Origin of the sequence: Bradyrhizobium sp. LVM 105, from assembly GCF_003957705.1 — a bacterium.
Classification (GTDB): Bacteria; Pseudomonadota; Alphaproteobacteria; order Rhizobiales; family Xanthobacteraceae; genus Bradyrhizobium; species Bradyrhizobium frederickii.
The window spans coordinates 30540-49218 of record NZ_QZMV01000004.1; the positions used below are offsets into that span (position 1 = coordinate 30540).

The window sequence follows — 18679 nt, forward strand, 5'->3', positions numbered from 1 at the left end:
GAAAGCGGGCCGCGTCGCGGCTGGATCGAGATGAGAACAGGCCTAACGAAACCTTGCCTCAAATCGCCTCTTTCAGTTCCTTGACCGGACGGAAGGTGACCTTCTTGCTCGCCTTGATGTGGATCGCCTCGCCGGTGGCGGGATTGCGGCCGGTGCGGGCGGCGCGCTTGCGGACCTGGAGGATGCCGAGACCGACAATGCGGACGCGGTCGCCCTTCCGCAGGTGCTTGGCGATCAGGTCGACCATGTCGGTCAGAACCGCCTCGGCGTGCTTTTTCGAGAGCTCCTGGCTCTCGGCGATATCGGCGGCGAGATGCTTGAGCGTGATGGTGGCGGGAGTGGCTGCCTTCTTCGCCGAATCTTTCTTCGCCGAATCCTTCTTAGCCATGGCTGGCCTCCTCGATTCCAATGACAGGGAGGCCCCGGAAATCCCGGTCATGCGTGGGGAATCCCTCCAAGCTTTGGAAGGCGTAGACGATTCGGGCGCGGGCTGACCATGCCGAGAGTTCCCGCCGTGCGCGGTCAAATGCCGGCGCAGATGCCGTGGGCGTTGAGAAGTTCAGGCTAAGGCTATGAAGGGATTGCCAAAATGGCGCGAGAGACGGGGCTCGAACCCGCGACCTCCGGCGTGACAGGCCGGCGCTCTAACCAACTGAGCTACTCCCGCGTGGTTCGCTCGATGCGCGCGGAACGAGGGGGGAATTAAAGGCGGGGCTGGGTGAAGTCAAGGACGTTGCGCTTCCCCGGTGCATCTCGGCTAAGCATTGCTCCGGAAAACGAAAAAGGCCGCCCGAAGGCGGCCATTGGTCAGCCCGGAAGAGGATTATCAGCGAATCTCCGAGGTCCCGGCGCTCGTCACCACCACCGGCTTGCCGGCCTTGATCACTTGGGTGGATTGGGCGGTCTGGCTGTAATCGGCATTGGTACGGGCTGCGATCCCGAAGCCGGCCACCATGATGCCGGCTACCAGCGCCACCACCACGATCTTGAGGTGGGTCGCACGATCAGCAGAGTGAATTGAGTGGTTCATCTGAGCCTCCCGACGGGCTTTGCCGCCGTCTATGGCTGTTGTCTTAAGGACCATCTGTTTCCGGATGGTTTCGCGGGTTCCGCAAAATGGTTTCATCTCGCCGCCGGGCTGGCTTCGTCCGCCGCACCTGAGGGCGGGGGCCCGGTTGGTCGCGTCCGGCTCCGCCGATGCCTGGCGACCTGTCCCGGGCTTCCGCAAGCTGATTGGAAAATCGGGTAATCCGAAAAGAAGCCAGGCCGACTCGCAGCAGCTTTGGACATGTTGGATCGTTTCTAAGAGCCGTTCTAAGAAGCTTTCAATTAGGGAATTTTCGCGCCCTCCCATAAGCGTGACGTCCGAGCGCATGCCGTCCGGGGACAGCGGCATGACGTATCGAACATGCAGCTTTGGGGTGGCGCGTTGAACAGTCTTGGAATGCTGCGGTCGGCCGTGTTGGCGACCGCGTCCGCTTTGGTCTTGATGCCGCAGGCATCACTTGCACAATCTTCCTCGCAGAGTGGGGCGCAGAACCTGCCGTCGGTGACGGTCACCGCGCCGGAAGCCCGCCGCCGCGCGGCCACAACTCCTCAGCGCCGTCTGCCGCGGGCGTCGGAACAGGTCGCCGCTCGAAACAGACCGCAGCAGCCGCAGCGCAATGTCGGCTTCGTCGAGACTCCGCGCGGTCCGGTGAACGGTTACGTCGCCGGACGCAGCTCGTCGGGCACCAAGACCAACACGCCGATCATGCAGACGCCGCAATCGGTGTCCGTCATCGGCGCCGAGCAGATCCGCGACCAGAAGCCGATGAAGCTCGACGAAACCCTGCGCTACACCGCCGGCGTGCGCGCCGGGACATTCGGCGCCGATACGCGCAACGATTGGTGGCTGATCCGCGGATTCAAGTCCGACGACATTGGGCTGTTCCTGGACGGCATGCAGCTGTTCTACACCGCCTATGCGAGCTGGCGGCTGCCGCCGTCCAACATGGAACGCATCGAGGTGCTCCGCGGTCCGTCCGCCGTGCTCTATGGCGGATCGAGCCCGAGCGGCATCGTCAACGTCATCAGCAAGCTGCCGCCGGCCGAGCCGATCCGCTACATCGAGACCGGAGTGAACAATTTCGGCAATGCTTATGTCGGCTTCGATGTCGGCGGGCCTGTTGCGACGCAGCCTCAGGATGGCAAGCTGTTTTATCGCGTCGTCGGCGAGGTCAGGAACGGCGGCACGCAGGTCGACTTCACGCCTGATAACAACTATTTCATCGCGCCGTCATTCACCTGGAAGCCTGATGCCGATACGACCTTCACGGTTCTCGCGTCGGCGTCGAAGACGGACACCCGCGGCATCAACTTCCTGCCGTACCAGGGCACGGTGACCAACGCACCGTTCGGCAAGATCCCGACCAGCTTCTTCGTCGGCGATCCCGGCGTCGACAAGTTCACGCGCGAGCAGGAGATGCTCGGCTACCAGTTCGAGCGCAATCTCACCGATGACCTCACGTTCCGGCAGAATGCGCGGTTCGCGCACGTCGATGTGACCTATCGCGGCTACGTCGGCAACGGCTATACCAATGCGACGGCCGGCGACATCTTCCGTTATAATTGGTATGCGAAGGACACGGCCAACCAGGCCAATCTCGACAACCAGTTGGAGTATCGTTTCGATACCGGCCCGGTGAAGCACACGATGCTGTTCGGCGTCGATCTGAGAGGCTACCAGATCGACGACTATCAAGCCTTCAGTTTCGTCGGGGTTCCGTCGATCAACGCGCTGAATCCAGCGTATGGTGTGGGTGACATTCCGATCACCGGCGATCCGTTCAGCAATGTCAGGATTACGCAGAAGCAGGCCGGCACCTATCTTCAGGATCAGATGAAGCTCGGCAACTTCACGCTGGTGCTGAGCGGGCGCAATGACTGGGTCGAGACGACTCAGGCCGCTCGTGATACCGGCGCCACCGTCGCCAGCCGCGATGACAGCAGGTTCAGCGGGCGCGCCGGATTGATCTATAATTTCGACAACGGCATCGCGCCCTACGTCTCTTACGCGACCAGCTACAATCCGATCATTGGCATCAATAGTGCAACGAAGCGCCTGTTCCTGCCGGAGACCGGCCAACAGGCCGAAGTCGGCGTGAAGGTCGCTCCCAAGGGCTTCGACGGCTACTTCACCGCCTCGGTCTTCAACCTGAAACGTCAGAACGTGGCCACCACCGATCCGGTGATCCCCACGTTGCAGAACCAGACCGGCGAGGTGACTTCGCGCGGCATCGAGCTCGAAGTAGTGGCCAACGCCACCAAGGAGCTGAAGTTCATCGGCGCCTTCACGGCCTATCATCTCTTCACCAGCAAGGATCTCAATCCGGCGCTGGTCGGGAAGACGCCGACCAACACGCCTGAGCTCCTGGTGTCGGGCTGGGCCGACTACACCTTCAAGGACGGACCGCTCGAAGGGTTCGGCTTCGGCGGCGGGGTCCGCTACGTCGGCTCGTCCTGGGCCGACCAGGCCAACACCCTCGAGGTCCCCGCGGTCGTGCTCGGCGATCTCGCGCTCCACTACGAATGGCAGAACTGGCGGACCGCGCTGAACGTGATCAATCTGACCGACAAGATCTACGTCGCGAGCTGCGCGTCGGCCGCGTCATGCTTCTACGGCGACCGCCGGCGCGTGACCGCCAGCGTCTCCTACAAATGGTGAGGATGGGCGAGGGGAGACATCGGTCGGGCCGGCCTGATCTCGACCGTCCCTCTGTCCCTGTTTGGACTGCCGCCGGTCTTCGATCACGCATTTGATGAGCTCCCGGGCTATGCCCCCCTGGCCCGAAGCTCATCCGAGCGCGGCACGCGCGACGGCCCTCCACGTCGCCGTCGCCGCGCTCGCGGCGGGGTCCGATCGGACGGCACTATAGCGCAAGTCGATGCCGATCCCGCAGGAGGCAGGCCCGGTCCTCACCGCGATGCATGGCTCGTCTGATGGCCTGCGCCTGTGGATAGGTGTCCTTGCTCCAACTTGTCTTGAACCTTGTCTTGGCTCGCGGCTGACAATCACCGGCCCCTCGGGCGCTGCAGCTTCGGATTTGGCCAGCCAAGCTGTCGCCGGGGACAGTCGAAGGTTCCTGAGGTGGGTGTTATCCCTCGCTGCGTGCGCTGCCGCAGCCGAAAACCCGGCGTTTTCCTCGGGCGATCGACGGCAAGGCGCTGCCGTGGCCCGCGCGCCGCAATCTCCGAGCTGCTCCCCCTGCAAAACGGCTGACCGCCCTTGCTGGGCCCTGCGATCTGCTCCATACCAACGCGGGGTGATTCCGGGATTTTTGCCGTTCTGGGAGCGGCAAAGGGCCTGAAAAGACCGTGTCTTGCGCCCATTGGTGCACTGCGCTAAGGCTCAGAATAATTCCAAACCGGACGAATCCGTGGCTGTCCCGAGGCTGCGGGAAAAAGGGCTCGCCATGAGCGGCATTCTGCAGAACTATCTTCCACTCGTCGTCTTTATAGGGGTAGCGGGCCTGATCGGCCTCGTGCTGCTGATCGCGCCGTTCATCGTGGCGTTCCAGCAGCCGGATCCGGAAAAGCTGTCGGCGTATGAATGCGGCTTCAACGCCTTCGACGACGCGCGCATGAAGTTCGATGTCCGCTTCTACCTGGTCGCCATCCTCTTCATCATCTTCGACCTCGAGGTGGCGTTCCTGTTTCCCTGGGCGGTGGCGTTCGGCAAGCTTGGCGCGACCGGCTTCTGGTCCATGGTGGTGTTTCTCGCCGTGCTGACGGTCGGGTTCGCCTATGAATGGAAGAAGGGAGCACTGGAATGGGATTGACCCCTGTAGCGTCCACGGGCCCGGTCGTCGCGCCGGCCCCCAAGGGCATCCTGGACCCGTCGACCGGCAAGCCGGTCGGCGCCAATGATCCGTTCTTCCTCGAGGTCAATTCCGAGCTGTCCGACAAGGGCTTCTTCGTGGCCGCGACCGACGACCTCATCACCTGGGCGCGCACCGGCTCCCTGATGTGGATGACCTTCGGTCTCGCCTGCTGCGCGGTCGAGATGATGCAGGTGTCGATGCCGCGCTACGACGTCGAGCGCTTCGGCTTCGCGCCGCGGGCCTCGCCGCGCCAGTCCGACGTGATGATCGTCGCGGGCACGCTCACCAACAAGATGGCGCCTGCGCTGCGCAAGGTCTACGACCAGATGCCGGAGCCGCGCTACGTCATCTCGATGGGCTCCTGCGCAAATGGCGGCGGCTATTATCACTATTCCTACTCGGTCGTGCGCGGCTGCGACCGCATCGTGCCGATCGACATCTACGTGCCGGGCTGCCCGCCCACGGCGGAAGCGCTGCTCTACGGCGTGCTGCTGCTGCAGAAGAAGATCCGGCGCACCGGCACCATCGAACGCTAAGGTTTTACGTCATGGACGACGCCAAGCTCGACGCCCTGGGGCAGACGATCGTTAGCGCGCTTCCGGGCGCCGCCACCGGTCATTCGGTGGCCTTCAACCAGCTCACGGTTGAGGTCGAGGTCAGCAAGATCGTTGAGGTGGTCAAGTACCTCCGCGATGACCCGAGCTGTCGCTTCGTCAGCTTCACCGACATCACGGCCGCCGACTATCCGTCGCGCGAAAAGCGCTTCGACGTGATCTATCACTTCCTGTCGCCGACCCTGAACGCGCGGATCCGGCTCAAGGCCCAGGCCGACGAGACCACCCAGGTACCGTCGCTGATCGACGTCTTCCCCGGCGCCGACTGGTTCGAGCGCGAGGCCTACGACCTCTATGGCGTGTTCTTCGTCGGCCATCCCGACATGCGCCGCATCCTCACCGATTACGGCTTCGAGGGTCATCCGCTACGCAAGGACTTCCCGACCACCGGTTTCGTCGAGGTCCGCTACGACGATCAGGAGAAGCGGGTGGTGTACGAGCCGGTCAGGCTCAACCAGGAATTCCGCAAGTTCGACTTTTTGTCGCCGTGGGAGGGGGCGGATTATCCGGTGCTTCCGGGGGATGAAAAAGCGGGGCCGAAGGTCTGATCATGAACGAGCAACCCGAACAGCTTCGCAACTTTACGATCAACTTTGGACCGCAACATCCTGCGGCGCACGGCGTTCTGCGTCTTGTGCTCGAATTGGATGGTGAGGTGGTCGCGCGCGTCGACCCGCACATTGGTCTCTTGCATCGCGGCACCGAAAAGCTGATCGAGCAGAAGACCTATCTTCAGGCGATCCCGTACTTCGACCGGCTCGACTATGTCGCGCCGATGAACCAGGAGCATGCCTTCTGCCTCGCCGCCGAAAAGCTGCTCGGCATCGAGGTGCCGCGCCGCGGCCAGCTGATCCGCGTGCTCTATTGCGAGATCGGCCGCATCTTGTCGCATCTGCTCAACGTCACCACGCAGGCGATGGACGTCGGTGCGCTGACCCCGCCGCTGTGGGGCTTCGAGGAGCGCGAGAAGCTGATGGTGTTCTACGAGCGCGCCTCGGGCAGCCGTATGCATGCAGCTTACTTCCGCGTCGGCGGCGTGCATCAGGATCTGCCGCAGAAGCTGGTCGACGACATCGAGGCCTGGTGCGATCCGTTCCTGAAAGTCGTCGACGATCTCGACCGCCTGCTCACCGCCAACCGCATCTTCAAGCAGCGCAACGTCGATATCGGCGTGGTGCCGCTGAAGGAGGCCTGGGAGTGGGGCTTCTCCGGCGTGATGGTGCGCGGCTCGGGCGCGGCCTGGGACCTGCGCAAGTCGCAGCCCTACGAATGCTACGCCGAGATGGATTTCGACATTCCGATCGGCAAGAACGGCGACTGCTACGACCGCTATCTGATCCGCATGGAAGAGATGCGCCAGTCCGTGCGCATCATGAAGCAGTGCATCCAGAAGCTGAATGCGCCTGACGGCAAGGGCCCCGTCGTCGTCGAGGACAACAAGGTCGCGCCGCCGCGGCGCGGCGAGATGAAGCGCTCGATGGAAGCGCTGATCCACCACTTCAAGCTCTACACCGAGGGCGTGCACGTGCCGGCCGGCGAAGTCTACGCCGCGGTCGAGGCGCCCAAGGGCGAGTTCGGCGTCTATCTGATCTCCGACGGCACCAACAAGCCCTACAAGTGCAAGATCCGCGCGCCGGGCTTTGCCCATCTGCAGGCCATGGACCACATCTGCCGCGGCCATCTGCTCGCCGACGTCTCGGCGATCCTCGGCTCGCTCGACATCGTGTTCGGAGAGGTCGATCGGTGATGGCGCAGGCGCCAATCCAGTTTGACCGCGCCTCGGGGGCCCTGGAAGGGGCCAACCTGTGGGAGCGGACGGCTGCCTTGGCGCTGGTGACGGGATCGAAGATCTCCTCGCACTTCTCGCATATGGGCTACATCGCCTGCGCGAATTTGCTGCGGAAGACGCTGCCCGAGCGCAACATCGCGATCAAGCTCAACCCCGACGCCGTGTTCGAATTCCCCTACGGCGACGGCTATTGGAGCAAGCTGCTCAACCGCTCCTACAATTACGAGGACGAGCTCGAGCTCTTGTTCGCCGACTCCATCGACGTCGACTACACGCTGCTCGATTGCGGCGCCAATTACGGCTACTGGTCGGTGCTGGTCTCGAGCAAGCCGTTCGGCGCGCACAAGGCGATCGCGATCGAGCCGTCGGGGCAGAACTACCCGAAGCTCGCCAACAACGCCCGCGTCAACGGCGATCGCTTCGAGACGATGAAATGCGCGATCGGCGCGGCCCGCGGCACCGCGCGGCTGTCCGGCACCAAGCACGAAGCCTTCAGCATCGCCGGCGATCCCTCGGCGGGCGGTGAGGAGGTGCCGGTCATCTCGCTCGATGATCTGATCGAGGACGGCAGGGTCGCTGCCACCGGCAAGTATCTGATCAAGCTCGACGTCGAAGGCGTCGAGATCGAGGCGATCAAGGGCGGCGCGCGGCTGCTCCAGGCCGACAGCGTCATCATGTGCGAGGAGCACGGCAGCGACCGCTCCCATGCGGTGTCGCGCTACATCCTCGAGCAGACCCCGCTGAAGCTGATCGTGTTCGATCCGCGCAGCAAACGGATGGAGACCGTGACCGAGCTGTCGATCCTCGACCGCATCAAGGTCTCGACTCACGTCGGCTACAACGTTTTCGGCACCGCAAGCGCATTCTGGCAGGACAGGATCGAAGCCCTGAATGCGAAGACCGCGCGCCGCATGCAGTGAGAGATTGAAGAGATGTCCGTTCGTCGACTAGCACCGAAGGAAGTCCAGCCCGCGAGCTTTGCGTTCACGGAGGAGAACCTCGCGTTTGCCAGGCAGCAGATCGCGAAATATCCGGCCGGACGTCAGGCCTCGGCCGTCATCGCCATTCTCTGGCGCGCGCAGGAGCAGAACGAGGGCTGGGTCTCGGAAGCCGCGATCCGCGTCATCGCCGACATGCTCGACATGCCCTATATCCGCGTGCTGGAGGTTGCGACCTTCTACACCATGTTCCAGCTCGCCCCCGTCGGCAAGAAGGCCCACGTCCAGGTCTGCGGCACCACGCCGTGCCGGCTGCGCGGCGCCGAGGATCTGATCCACGTCTGCGAGCACCGCATCCATCACGAGCCGTTCCATCTGTCCAAGGACGGCAATTTCAGCTGGGAAGAGGTGGAGTGCCTGGGTGCCTGCGTGAACGCGCCGATGGTGCTGATCGGCAAGGACACCTATGAGGACCTGACCAAGGAGAGTTTTGGCAAGGTGCTCGACGGCTTCGCCTCGGGCAACCCGCCCAAGCCCGGTCCGCAGAACGGCCGCCAGTTCTCGGCGCCGATCACCGGGCCGACCACATTGAAGGAGATCACCTGATGCGTGATCTTTCGTCGCCCGCAGGGCAGGAGAGCGGTGCCATGAAGAAGTGGGGCTTCGTCGCGATGCACGCCGTCGTGGCGGCCGCTTTCATCTTCCTGCTGCAGCGTTTCGGCCTGAACGCGTCGCTGGAATCCAGCCTGCTCTGGGCGCTGACCTTTGGCGTCTGCGCCGCCGGACTTGCCTACAAGCAGTCCAATCGTTGATCGGAAAGCACTGATATGCTCGAGGACAAGGACCGCATCTTCAAGAACCTTTACGGCCTCCACGATTGGGGGCTCGAGGGTGCGCGGCGCCGTGGCGCCTGGGATGGCACCAAGGCCATCATCGACAAGGGCCGCGACTGGATCATCAACGAGATGAAGGCCTCGGGGCTCCGCGGCCGCGGCGGCGCCGGCTTCCCGACCGGCCTGAAATGGTCCTTCATGCCGAAGGAATCGACCGACGGCCGGCCGAGCTATCTCGTCGTCAACGCCGACGAATCCGAGCCCGGCACCTGCAAGGACCGCGAGATCATGCGGCACGATCCGCATCTTTTGGTCGAGGGCTGCCTGATCGCCAGCTTCGCGATGAACGCGCATGCCTGCTACATCTACGTCCGCGGCGAGTTCATCCGCGAGCGCGAGCGCCTTCAGGCCGCGATCGACCAGGCCTATGAGGCCAAGCTGGTCGGCAAGGACAACGTCAACGGCTGGCCGTTCGACATCTACGTCGCGCACGGCGCCGGCGCCTATATCTGCGGCGAGGAAACCGCGCTGCTCGAAAGCCTCGAAGGCAAGAAGGGCCAGCCGCGCCTGAAGCCGCCGTTCCCGGCGAATGTCGGCCTGTTCGGCTGCCCGACCACCGTCAACAACGTCGAGTCCATCGCGGTTGCGCCGGACATCCTGCGCCGCGGCGCGGCCTGGTTCGCCGGCATCGGCCGTCCGAACAATGTCGGCACCAAGCTGTTCTGCATCTCCGGCCATGTCGAGCGGCCCTGCAACGTCGAAGAGGCCATGGGCATTCCGTTCCGTGAGCTGATCGAGAAGCATTGCGGCGGCATCCGTGGCGGCTGGGACAACCTCAAGGCCGTGATCCCCGGCGGCTCGTCGGTGCGCATGGTGCCGGCCGAGCAGATCATCGACACGCCGATGGATTTCGACAGTCTGAGCAAGCTGCGCTCGGGCCTCGGCACCGCGGCCGTGATCGTGATGGACAAGTCGACCGATCTGATCCGCGCCATCGCCCGCATCTCGTACTTCTACAAGCATGAGAGCTGCGGCCAGTGCACGCCGTGCCGCGAGGGCACGGGGTGGATGTGGCGCGTGCTGACCCGCATGGCCGAGGGCCGCGCCCACAAGCGCGAGATCGACATGCTGCTCGAGGTGACCAAGCAGGTCGAAGGCCACACCATCTGCGCGCTGGGCGACGCGGCGGCATGGCCGATCCAGGGCCTGATCGCACATTTCCGTCACGAGATCGAAGCGCGCATCGACCAGTATTCGCACAGGGCCGACATTGACGATATCGGCGTCCGCGATCCCGTGAACATGGTCGCGGCGGAGTAGAGAGAATGACCAAGCTCATCATCGACGGCAAAGAGATCGATGTCCCGCCGGAGTACACGCTGCTTCAGGCGTGCGAGGCGGCCGGCGCCGAGATTCCGCGCTTCTGCTACCACGAGCGGCTGTCGATCGCCGGCAATTGCCGGATGTGCCTCGTTGAAGTGAAAGGCGGCCCGAAGCCGGTCGCGAGCTGCGCCTGGGGCGTGCGCGACTGCCGTCCGGGCCCCAAGGGCGAGCCGCCGGAAATCTCCACGCGTTCGCCGATGGTGAAGAAGGCGCGCGAAGGCGTGATGGAGTTCCTGCTCATCAACCATCCGCTGGACTGCCCGATCTGCGACCAGGGCGGTGAGTGCGACCTCCAGGACCAGGCGATGGGCTATGGCGTCGACACCAGCCGCTTCGCCGAGAACAAGCGCGCCGTCGAGGACAAATATCTCGGCGCGCTGGTCAAGACCTCGATGAACCGCTGCATCCAGTGTACGCGCTGCGTCCGCTTCTCGGCGGAAGTCGCCGGCGCCCCCGAGATGGGCGCCACCGGCCGCGGTGAGGACATGGAGATCACCACCTATCTCGAGCACGCCCTGACCTCGGAATTGCAGGGCAACCTCGTCGACATCTGCCCGGTCGGCGCGCTGACCTCGAAGCCCTATGCCTTCGCGGCGCGCCCGTGGGAGCTTGGCAAGACCCAGTCGATCGACGTGATGGACGGTCTCGGCTCTGCGATCCGCGTCGACACCCGCGGCCGCGAGGTGATGCGCATCCTGCCGCGCATCAACGAGGCCGTGAACGAGGAGTGGATCTCCGACAAGACCCGCCACGTGGTCGACGGCCTGCGCACCCAGCGGCTCGACCGGCCCTATGTCCGTGAGGCCGGCAAGCTGCGCGCGGCGAGCTGGCAGGAGGCCTTTGCCGCGATCGCCGCCAAGGCGGCGCGCACCGACGGCAAGCGCATCGGCGCGATCGCCGGCGACCTCGCCGGTGTCGAGGAAATGTTCGCGCTGAAGGACCTGCTCGCCAGGTTCGGCTCCGGCAATCTGGCGGTGCAGGGGGGCGATGCCTTCGATCCCTCGCTCGGCCGCGGCTCCTATATCTTCAACCCGACGCTGGCGGGCGTGGAGCAGGCGGATGCGCTGCTCATCATCGGCGCCAACCCGCGGAAAGAGGCGGCCGTGTTCAACGCCCGCATCCGCAAGCGCTGGCGCGCCGGCGGCTTCAAGGTCGGCGTGATCGGCTCCAAGGCCGATCTGACCTACGACTACGATCATCTCGGCGCGGGCACCGAGACGCTCGGTGAGCTCGCCGCCGGCAAGCACTCCTTCATGGACGTGCTGAAAAACGCCAAGAACCCGATCATCCTGGTCGGCGGAGGCGCCGCCTCGCGCCACGACGGCGCCGCCATCCTCGCGGCCGCTGCCAAGCTCGCGCTCGACGTCGGCGCGCTCAAGGACGGCTGGAACGGCTTCGGCGTGCTGCACGAGACCGCCTCGCGCGTGGGCGCGCTCGACATCGGCTTCTCCGCAACCGGCGGCGGGCTGAACGCGGCGCAGATGACGACCTTCGGCACGCTCGACCTCCTGTTCCTGCTCGGGGCCGACGAGATCAACGCGGCGGACGGCACCTTCGTCGTCTATATCGGCACCCATGGCGACCGCGGCGCGCACCGCGCCGACGTCATCCTGCCGGCGGCCGCCTACACCGAGAAGTCCGCGATCTACGTCAACACCGAAGGCCGCGTGCAGATGACGGGCCGCGCCGCGTTCCCGCCGGGCGAAGCCCGCGAGGACTGGGCGATCGTCCGCGCGCTGTCGGAAGCGCTCGGCAAGAAGCTCGGCTACGACTCGCTCGCGCAGCTGCGCCAGGCGATCTTCAAGGCCGTGCCGCATCTGATCCGTCTCGACCAGATCGAAGCCGGCTCCGCCGACCAGATCAGGAAGCTGGCGGGGAAGGGCGGCTCGCCCGAGAAGGCGCCGTTCAAGCCGCTGGTCGAGGACTTCTATTTGACCAACCCAATCGCGCGTGCGTCCGCCGTGATGGCGGAATGCTCGCGCCTCGCCTCCGGGCACATGCTGACCGCAGCGGAGTGAGCGTGATCTGATGGAATTCTTCGAAAGCGCATTCTGGACCGGTTTCCTCTGGCCGCTGATCATCATGGTCGCGCAGAGCGTGCTGGTGCTCGTCGTCCTGCTGGTGGCGATCGCCTACATCCTGCTCGCCGACCGCAAGATCTGGGCGGCGGTGCAGATCCGGCGCGGCCCGAACGTGGTCGGCCCCTGGGGCCTGCTGCAATCCTTCGCCGACCTCTTGAAGTTCGTGCTCAAGGAGCCGATCATTCCAGCCGGCGCCAACAAGGGCGTGTTCCTGCTGGCGCCGCTGGTGTCGTGCGTGCTGGCACTCGCGGCCTGGGCGGTGATCCCGACCAATCTCGGCTGGGTGATCGCCGACATCAATGTCGGCGTCCTCTTCATCTTCGCGATCTCGTCGCTGTCGATCTACGGCATCATCATGGCCGGCTGGTCGTCGAACTCGAAGTATCCGTTCCTGGCCGCGCTGCGCTCGGCGGCGCAGATGGTGTCGTACGAAGTCTCGATCGGCTTCGTCATCATCACGGTGCTGCTCTGCGCCGGCACGCTGAACCTGACGGCCGTGGTCGAGGCCCAGCACGCGCGCGGCCTCGCCAGCCTGATCGGGCTGCCGCAGCTCACCATCCTGAACTGGTACGTCTGGCCGCTGTTCCCGATGTTCGTGGTGTTCTACGTCTCGGCGCTGGCGGAAACCAACCGTCCGCCCTTCGACCTCGTCGAAGCCGAATCCGAGCTCGTCGCCGGTTTCATGGTCGAATACGGCTCGACTCCGTACTTGCTGTTCATGCTCGGCGAGTATGTCGCGATCGTCACGATGTGCGCGCTGGCGACGATCCTGTTCCTCGGGGGCTGGCTGCCGCCGGTGGATCTGCCACCCTTCAACTGGGTGCCGGGCATCATCTGGTTCTCGCTGAAGCTGTTCTTCATGTTCTTCCTGTTCGCGATGGCAAAGGCGATCGTGCCGCGCTACCGCTACGACCAACTGATGCGCCTCGGCTGGAAGGTGTTCCTGCCGCTGTCGCTGGCGATGGTGATCGTGGTGGCCGGCGTGCTGCATTTCGCCGGCATCGCGCCGAAGTGAGGGCTGTCATGGGTATCAACGTCAACGCCACTGCACGCTCGCTTCTGCTGTCGGAATTCGTCTCGGCGTTCTTCCTCGCCATGCGCTATTTCTTCCAGCCGAAGCCGACGCTGAACTATCCGTTCGAGAAGGGCCCGATTTCGCCGCGCTTCCGCGGCGAGCACGCGCTGCGCCGCTATCCGAACGGCGAAGAGCGCTGCATCGCCTGCAAGCTGTGCGAAGCGGTCTGCCCGGCGCAGGCCATCACCATCGAAGCCGGACCGCGCCGCAACGACGGCACCCGCCGCACCGTGCGCTACGACATCGACATGGTGAAGTGCATCTATTGCGGCCTCTGCCAGGAGGCCTGTCCTGTGGACGCCATCGTCGAAGGTCCGAACTTCGAGTTCGCGACCGAGACCCGCGAGGAACTGTTCTATGACAAGGCCAAGCTGCTCGCCAACGGCGATCGCTGGGAACGCGAGATCGCGAAAGCGATCGAGCTCGACGCGCCGTACCGGTGAGGTGAGGGCATGATCCAGATTTCCAAGTCATTCCGGGATGGTCCGAAGGACCAGACCCGGAATCTCGAGATTCCGGGTTCACGCTTCGCGCGCCCCGGAATGACGGGAGTTTCTCGATGATCCTTCCCGCGCTGTTCTTCTATCTGTTCGCCGGCGTCTGCGTCGCCTCGGCCGTGATGGTGATTGTCTCGCGCAATCCCGTGCACTCGGTGCTGTACCTGATCCTGGCCTTCGTCAACGCTTCGGGCCTGTTCGTGCTGATGGGCGCCGAGTTCCTGGGCATGATGCTGATCGTCGTCTATGTCGGCGCGGTCGCGGTGCTGTTCCTGTTCGTGATCATGATGCTCGACGTCGATTTCCTCGAGCTGCGCGAGGGCTTCATCGAGTACCTGCCGGTCGGCCTCGTGATCGGCGGCATCTTCCTGTTCGAGCTGCTGCTCACCGTCGGCTTCTGGGTCATCAATCCCGGCGTGTCCAAGACGATCACGGCGGCGATCCCGGCCAACGTTTCCAACACCGAGGCCCTCGGGCTCGTGCTCTATACGAAGTACATCCACTACTTCCAGCTCTCGGGCATGGTGCTCCTGGTCGCCATGATCGGCGCCATCGTGCTGACGCTGCGCCACAAGGCCAGCGTGAAGCGGCAAGACATCAACGTTCAGAACGCGCGCACGCCCGAGATGGCGATGGCGATGCGCAAGGTGGCGCCGGGGCAGGGGCTCTCGGATGCCGATGCGGCGGAGTGGGTGAAATGACGGTCGGGCTCGGACATTATCTGGCGGTCGGCGCGATCCTGTTCACGCTCGGCATCCTCGGCATCTTCCTGAACCGCAAGAACATCATCATCATCCTGATGTCGATCGAGCTGATCCTGCTCTCGGTCAACATCAACCTCGTGGCATTCTCGACCTTCCTCGGCGATATCGTCGGCCAGGTCTTCGCGCTGCTGGTGCTCACCGTCGCGGCGGCCGAAGCCGCGATCGGTCTCGCCATCCTGGTGGTCTATTTCCGCAACCGCGGCTCGATCGCGGTTGAGGACGTCAATCTGATGAAGGGCTGAGCTCTCAAATGGTTCAGGCAATCGTTTTCCTGCCTCTGCTGGGCGCCATTTTGGCCGGCCTGATCGCGCTTGTGGGCGCGCATGCCCGCAACCCCTCGGGCGACGAGGTCGAGCATCACGGCGACCACGGTCACGGCGCCCATGCCTCGACGGCCCATGACGCCCATGGCCACGACGATCACGGCCACGACGATCACGGCCATGGTCCGGCCGAGCCGCCCGCGGCGGGCTCGCGCCCGGCCGAGCTGATCACGACGGCGCTGCTGTTCGTCTCGGCCGCGCTGTCCTGGATGACGCTGGTCGATGTCGGCTTCATGCACCATGACGCCCGCATTCAGCTGTTGCCCTGGATCTTCTCCGGCGATCTCCAGGTCTGGTGGACGCTGCGGGTCGACACGCTCACCGCCGTGATGCTGGTGGTGGTGACCACCGTGTCCTCGCTCGTGCACCTCTATTCCATCGGCTACATGGACGAGGACCCGAACCGGCCGCGCTTCTTCGGCTATCTCAGCCTGTTCACCTTCGCCATGCTGATGCTGGTGACGGCAGACAACCTCGTTCAGCTGTTCTTCGGCTGGGAAGGCGTCGGTCTCGCCAGCTACCTGCTGATCGGCTTCTGGTACCAGAAGCCCTCGGCGAACGCCGCCGCCATCAAGGCTTTCGTGGTCAACCGCGTCGGCGACTTCGGCTTTGCGCTCGGCATCTTCGCCGTCTTCATGCTGGTCGGCTCGACCGATTTCGAGACGATCTTCCATGCCGCGCCCGGCCTCACCGGCAAGACCATCAACTTCCTCGGCTGGCACGCCGACGCGCTGACCCTGACCTGCCTGCTGCTGTTCATGGGCGCGATGGGCAAGTCGGCGCAGTTCCTGCTGCACACCTGGTTGCCGGACGCGATGGAAGGCCCGACGCCGGTCTCGGCGCTGATCCATGCCGCGACCATGGTCACCGCGGGCGTTTTCATGGTGGCGCGCCTGTCGCCGCTGTTCGAGCTCGCCCCGACCGCGCAGGCCGTCGTGATGTTCTTCGGTGCGACCACGGCGTTCTTCGCGGCCACGATCGGCCTCGTCCAGAACGACATCAAGCGCATCGTCGCCTACTCGACCTGTTCGCAGCTCGGCTACATGTTCGTGGCGATGGGAGCGGGGGCCTATTCGGTCGGCATGTTCCATCTGTTCACGCACGCCTTCTTCAAGGCGCTGCTGTTCTTAGGCTCCGGCTCGGTGATCTACGCGATGCATCACGAGCAGGACATCCGCAACATGGGCGGCCTCTGGAAGAAGATCCCCTACACCTATGCGGTGATGGTGGTCGGCACGCTGGCGCTGACCGGCTTCCCGCTCACGGCCGGATATTTCTCCAAGGACGCCATCATCGAAGCGGCCTACGCCTCGCATAATCCGTTCGGGGTGTACGGCTTCCTGATGACGATCATCGCCGCCGGCCTGACCTCGTTCTACTCCTGGCGCCTGATCTTCAAGACCTTCCACGGCGAGCCGCATGACGAGCATCATTACGAGGCCGCGCACGAGGCTCCGCTCTGGATCCTGGTCCCGATCGGCGTGCTCGCGGTCGGCTCGTTCGTCGCAGGGTTCCCGTTCAAGGAGCTGTTCGCCGGTCACGGCGTCGAGGAGTTCTTCCGCGAGTCCGTGAAGATGAACCCGCACATCATCGAGGAGATGCACCACATCCCGCAGACCATCGCCTTCCTGCCGACGGTGATGATGGTGCTGGGCTTCCTCGTCTCGTACCTGTTCTACATCCGCCGGCCCTATCTGCCGGTCGAGCTCGCGAAGACGCAGCCGATGCTGTACCAGTTCCTGCTCAACAAATGGTACTTCGACGAGCTCTACGACATCATCTTCGTCCGTCCGGCGAAGTGGATCGGCTACCAGCTCTGGAAGAAGGGCGACGGCTTCATCATCGACGGCTTCGGCCCCGACGGCGTCTCGGCCCGCGTGCTGGACGTCACCCGCAACGTCGTGAAGATCCAGACCGGTTATCTCTATCATTACGCGTTCGCCATGCTGATCGGTGCCGCCGGCCTGATCACCTGGTTCATGTTCGGCTTTGGAGGCCAGTAAATGACAACCTGGCCCATCCTTTCGGTCACGACGTTCCTGCCGCTGGTCGGCGCGCTGATCGTTTACTTGAGCCGCGGCGACGACGAGGCGGCCAGGCGCAATTCGCGCTGGATCGCGCTCTGGACCACGCTGATCACCTTCGCGGTCTCGGTGATCCTGGTGATGCGCTTCGACCCCGCCAATCCCGACTTCCAGTTCGTCGAGAAGGCGAACTGGCTCGCCACCGGCATCACCTACCACATGGGCGTCGACGGCATCTCGCTGCCGCTGGTGATCCTCACCACCGCCGTGATGCCGTTCTGCATCATCGCGAGCTGGAAGGCGATCACGAACCGCGTCCGCGAATACATGATGGCGTTCCTGATCCTGGAAACGCTGATGATCGGCACCTTCTCGGCGCTCGATCTCGTGCTGTTCTACTTGTTCTTCGAGGGCGGCCTGATCCCGATGTTCCTGATCATCGGCGTGTGGGGCGGCCCGCGCCGGGTCTACGCGTCGTTCAAGTTCTTCCTCTACACGCTGCTCGGCTCGGTCCTGATGCTGCTCGCCATCATGGCGCTGTACTGGAACGGCGGCACCACCGACATCCCGACCCTGATGCACACCGCCGTGCCGCGCTCGTTGCAGACCTGGGCCTGGCTCGCCTTCTTCGCCTCCTTCGCGGTGAAGATGCCGATGTGGCCGGTGCACACCTGGCTGCCCGACGCGCATGTCGAGGCGCCGACGGCGGGCTCGGTGGTCCTGGCCGCGATCCTGCTGAAGATGGGCGGCTACGGCTTCCTGCGCTTCTCGCTGCCGATGTTCCCGCTGGCCTCGCACGACTTCGCGCCGCTGATCTTCACGCTCTCGGCCATCGCCATCATCTACACCTCGCTGGTGGCCCTGATGCAGGAGGACATGAAGAAGCTGATCGCGTACTCCTCGGTGGCGCATATGGGCTTCGTCACCATGGGCATCTTCGCCGGCACCATGCAGGGCGTGGCCGGCGGTATGTTCCAGATGATCTCGCACGGCATCGTCTCTGGCGCGCTGTTCCTCTGCGTCGGCGTCGTCTACGACCGTCTGCACACCCGCGAGATCGCGGCCTATGGCGGCCTCGTCAACCGGATGCCGCTCTACGCGATGACGTTCATGGTCTTCACCATGGCCAATGTCGGTCTGCCCGGCACGAGTGGCTTCGTCGGCGAGTTCATGACGCTGCTCGGCACCTTCAAGGTCTCGATCCCGACGGCGTTCTTCGCCAGCTTCGGCGTGATCCTGTCGGCGGCCTATGCGCTGTGGCTCTACCGCAAGGTCGTGTTCGGGGCGCTGACCAAGCCGTCGCTGGCGAGCATGAAGGATCTCACCTTGCGCGAGTGCGTGATTCTGTTCCCGATGATCGCGCTGACGATCCTGTTCGGCGTCTATCCGAAGCCGGTGCTCGACATGTCGGCTGCCTCGGTCCAGCAACTCGTCAACAATTACAACACCGCTGTGACGGCCGTGAAGGCCGCCGCACTGCTCCATTGATCGGGCAG

18 protein-coding genes and 1 tRNA gene are annotated in these 18679 nt (G+C 64.2%); 16 read left to right on the forward strand and 3 right to left on the reverse strand.

Annotated elements, in window-relative coordinates; genetic code table 11:
* Positions 1–58 precede the first annotated feature (58 nt).
* The 3 genes from D6B98_RS12530 to D6B98_RS12540 form a co-directional block, all read right to left on the reverse strand.
* Positions 59–388 carry an HU family DNA-binding protein gene (locus tag D6B98_RS12530; RefSeq protein WP_126257324.1) on the reverse strand — a complete coding sequence of 110 codons (330 nt, stop codon included), beginning with the start codon at positions 386–388 and terminating at the stop codon, positions 59–61.
* 202 nt (positions 389–590) lie between these two features.
* Positions 591–667: transfer RNA gene (locus tag D6B98_RS12535), tRNA-Asp, on the reverse strand.
* A 159-nt stretch (positions 668–826) separates the two neighbouring features.
* Positions 827–1030: a hypothetical protein gene (locus D6B98_RS12540; RefSeq protein WP_126257325.1), complete on the reverse strand. Its 204-nt coding sequence runs from the start codon at positions 1028–1030 to the stop codon at positions 827–829.
* Between the two features lie 414 nt (positions 1031–1444).
* Between D6B98_RS12540 and D6B98_RS12545 the strand changes: the two genes are divergently transcribed.
* The 16 genes from D6B98_RS12545 (at position 1445) to D6B98_RS12620 (ending at position 18671) form a co-directional block, all read left to right on the forward strand.
* Positions 1445–3706, forward strand: a complete 2262-nt coding sequence (locus D6B98_RS12545; RefSeq protein ID WP_164718560.1) for a TonB-dependent siderophore receptor — start codon at positions 1445–1447, stop codon at positions 3704–3706.
* Positions 3707–4454: 748 nt separating this feature from the next.
* Positions 4455–4820: an NADH-quinone oxidoreductase subunit A gene (locus tag D6B98_RS12550; RefSeq protein WP_008136158.1), complete on the forward strand. Its 366-nt coding sequence runs from the start codon at positions 4455–4457 to the stop codon at positions 4818–4820.
* Positions 4811–5398 carry a NuoB/complex I 20 kDa subunit family protein gene (locus tag D6B98_RS12555; protein ID WP_028136064.1) on the forward strand — a complete coding sequence of 196 codons (588 nt, stop codon included), beginning with the start codon at positions 4811–4813 and terminating at the stop codon, positions 5396–5398. The genes D6B98_RS12550 and D6B98_RS12555 overlap by 10 nt, the downstream gene beginning before the upstream one ends.
* An 11-nt stretch (positions 5399–5409) precedes the next feature.
* Positions 5410–6024 carry an NADH-quinone oxidoreductase subunit C gene (locus D6B98_RS12560; RefSeq protein ID WP_126257328.1) on the forward strand — a complete coding sequence of 205 codons (615 nt, stop codon included), beginning with the start codon at positions 5410–5412 and terminating at the stop codon, positions 6022–6024.
* Between the two features lie 2 nt (positions 6025–6026).
* Entirely contained in the window at positions 6027–7223 is a 1197-nt protein-coding gene (locus D6B98_RS12565; RefSeq protein WP_028136066.1) for an NADH-quinone oxidoreductase subunit D, read from the forward strand.
* Entirely contained in the window at positions 7223–8185 is a 963-nt protein-coding gene (locus D6B98_RS12570; protein WP_164718561.1) for an FkbM family methyltransferase, read from the forward strand. The genes D6B98_RS12565 and D6B98_RS12570 overlap by 1 nt, the downstream gene beginning before the upstream one ends.
* Positions 8186–8197: 12 nt before the next feature.
* Positions 8198–8809, forward strand: a complete 612-nt coding sequence (nuoE, locus tag D6B98_RS12575) for an NADH-quinone oxidoreductase subunit NuoE (protein ID WP_091885987.1) — start codon at positions 8198–8200, stop codon at positions 8807–8809.
* Positions 8809–9015 carry a hypothetical protein gene (locus tag D6B98_RS12580; protein WP_126257330.1) on the forward strand — a complete coding sequence of 69 codons (207 nt, stop codon included), beginning with the start codon at positions 8809–8811 and terminating at the stop codon, positions 9013–9015. Before nuoE ends, D6B98_RS12580 begins: the two co-directional genes overlap by 1 nt.
* A 15-nt stretch (positions 9016–9030) precedes the next feature.
* On the forward strand, positions 9031–10356 hold the full coding sequence (gene nuoF, locus D6B98_RS12585; RefSeq protein WP_028136070.1) for an NADH-quinone oxidoreductase subunit NuoF: 1326 nt from the start codon (positions 9031–9033) through the stop codon (positions 10354–10356).
* A gap of 5 nt (positions 10357–10361) precedes the next feature.
* Positions 10362–12437 (forward strand): NADH-quinone oxidoreductase subunit NuoG, encoded by a 2076-nt coding sequence (nuoG, locus tag D6B98_RS12590; RefSeq protein ID WP_126257331.1) that lies wholly within the window; start codon positions 10362–10364, stop codon positions 12435–12437.
* Positions 12438–12447: 10 nt separating this feature from the next.
* A complete protein-coding gene (nuoH, locus tag D6B98_RS12595; RefSeq protein WP_085969087.1) occupies positions 12448–13515 on the forward strand; it encodes an NADH-quinone oxidoreductase subunit NuoH in 1068 nt (355 codons plus the stop codon).
* An 8-nt stretch (positions 13516–13523) separates the two neighbouring features.
* Positions 13524–14018: an NADH-quinone oxidoreductase subunit NuoI gene (gene nuoI / locus D6B98_RS12600; RefSeq protein WP_191093171.1), complete on the forward strand. Its 495-nt coding sequence runs from the start codon at positions 13524–13526 to the stop codon at positions 14016–14018.
* Positions 14019–14134: 116 nt separating this feature from the next.
* Complete coding sequence (locus D6B98_RS12605; RefSeq protein WP_061027048.1) at positions 14135–14773, forward strand: NADH-quinone oxidoreductase subunit J; 639 nt, start codon at positions 14135–14137, stop codon at positions 14771–14773.
* Entirely contained in the window at positions 14770–15078 is a 309-nt protein-coding gene (nuoK, locus tag D6B98_RS12610) for an NADH-quinone oxidoreductase subunit NuoK (protein WP_126257332.1), read from the forward strand. Before D6B98_RS12605 ends, nuoK begins: the two co-directional genes overlap by 4 nt.
* Before the next feature lie 8 nt (positions 15079–15086).
* A complete protein-coding gene (gene nuoL / locus D6B98_RS12615) occupies positions 15087–17162 on the forward strand; it encodes an NADH-quinone oxidoreductase subunit L (RefSeq protein WP_126257333.1) in 2076 nt (691 codons plus the stop codon).
* Complete coding sequence (locus tag D6B98_RS12620) at positions 17163–18671, forward strand: NADH-quinone oxidoreductase subunit M (RefSeq protein WP_126257334.1); 1509 nt, start codon at positions 17163–17165, stop codon at positions 18669–18671.
* Positions 18672–18679 lie beyond the last annotated feature (8 nt).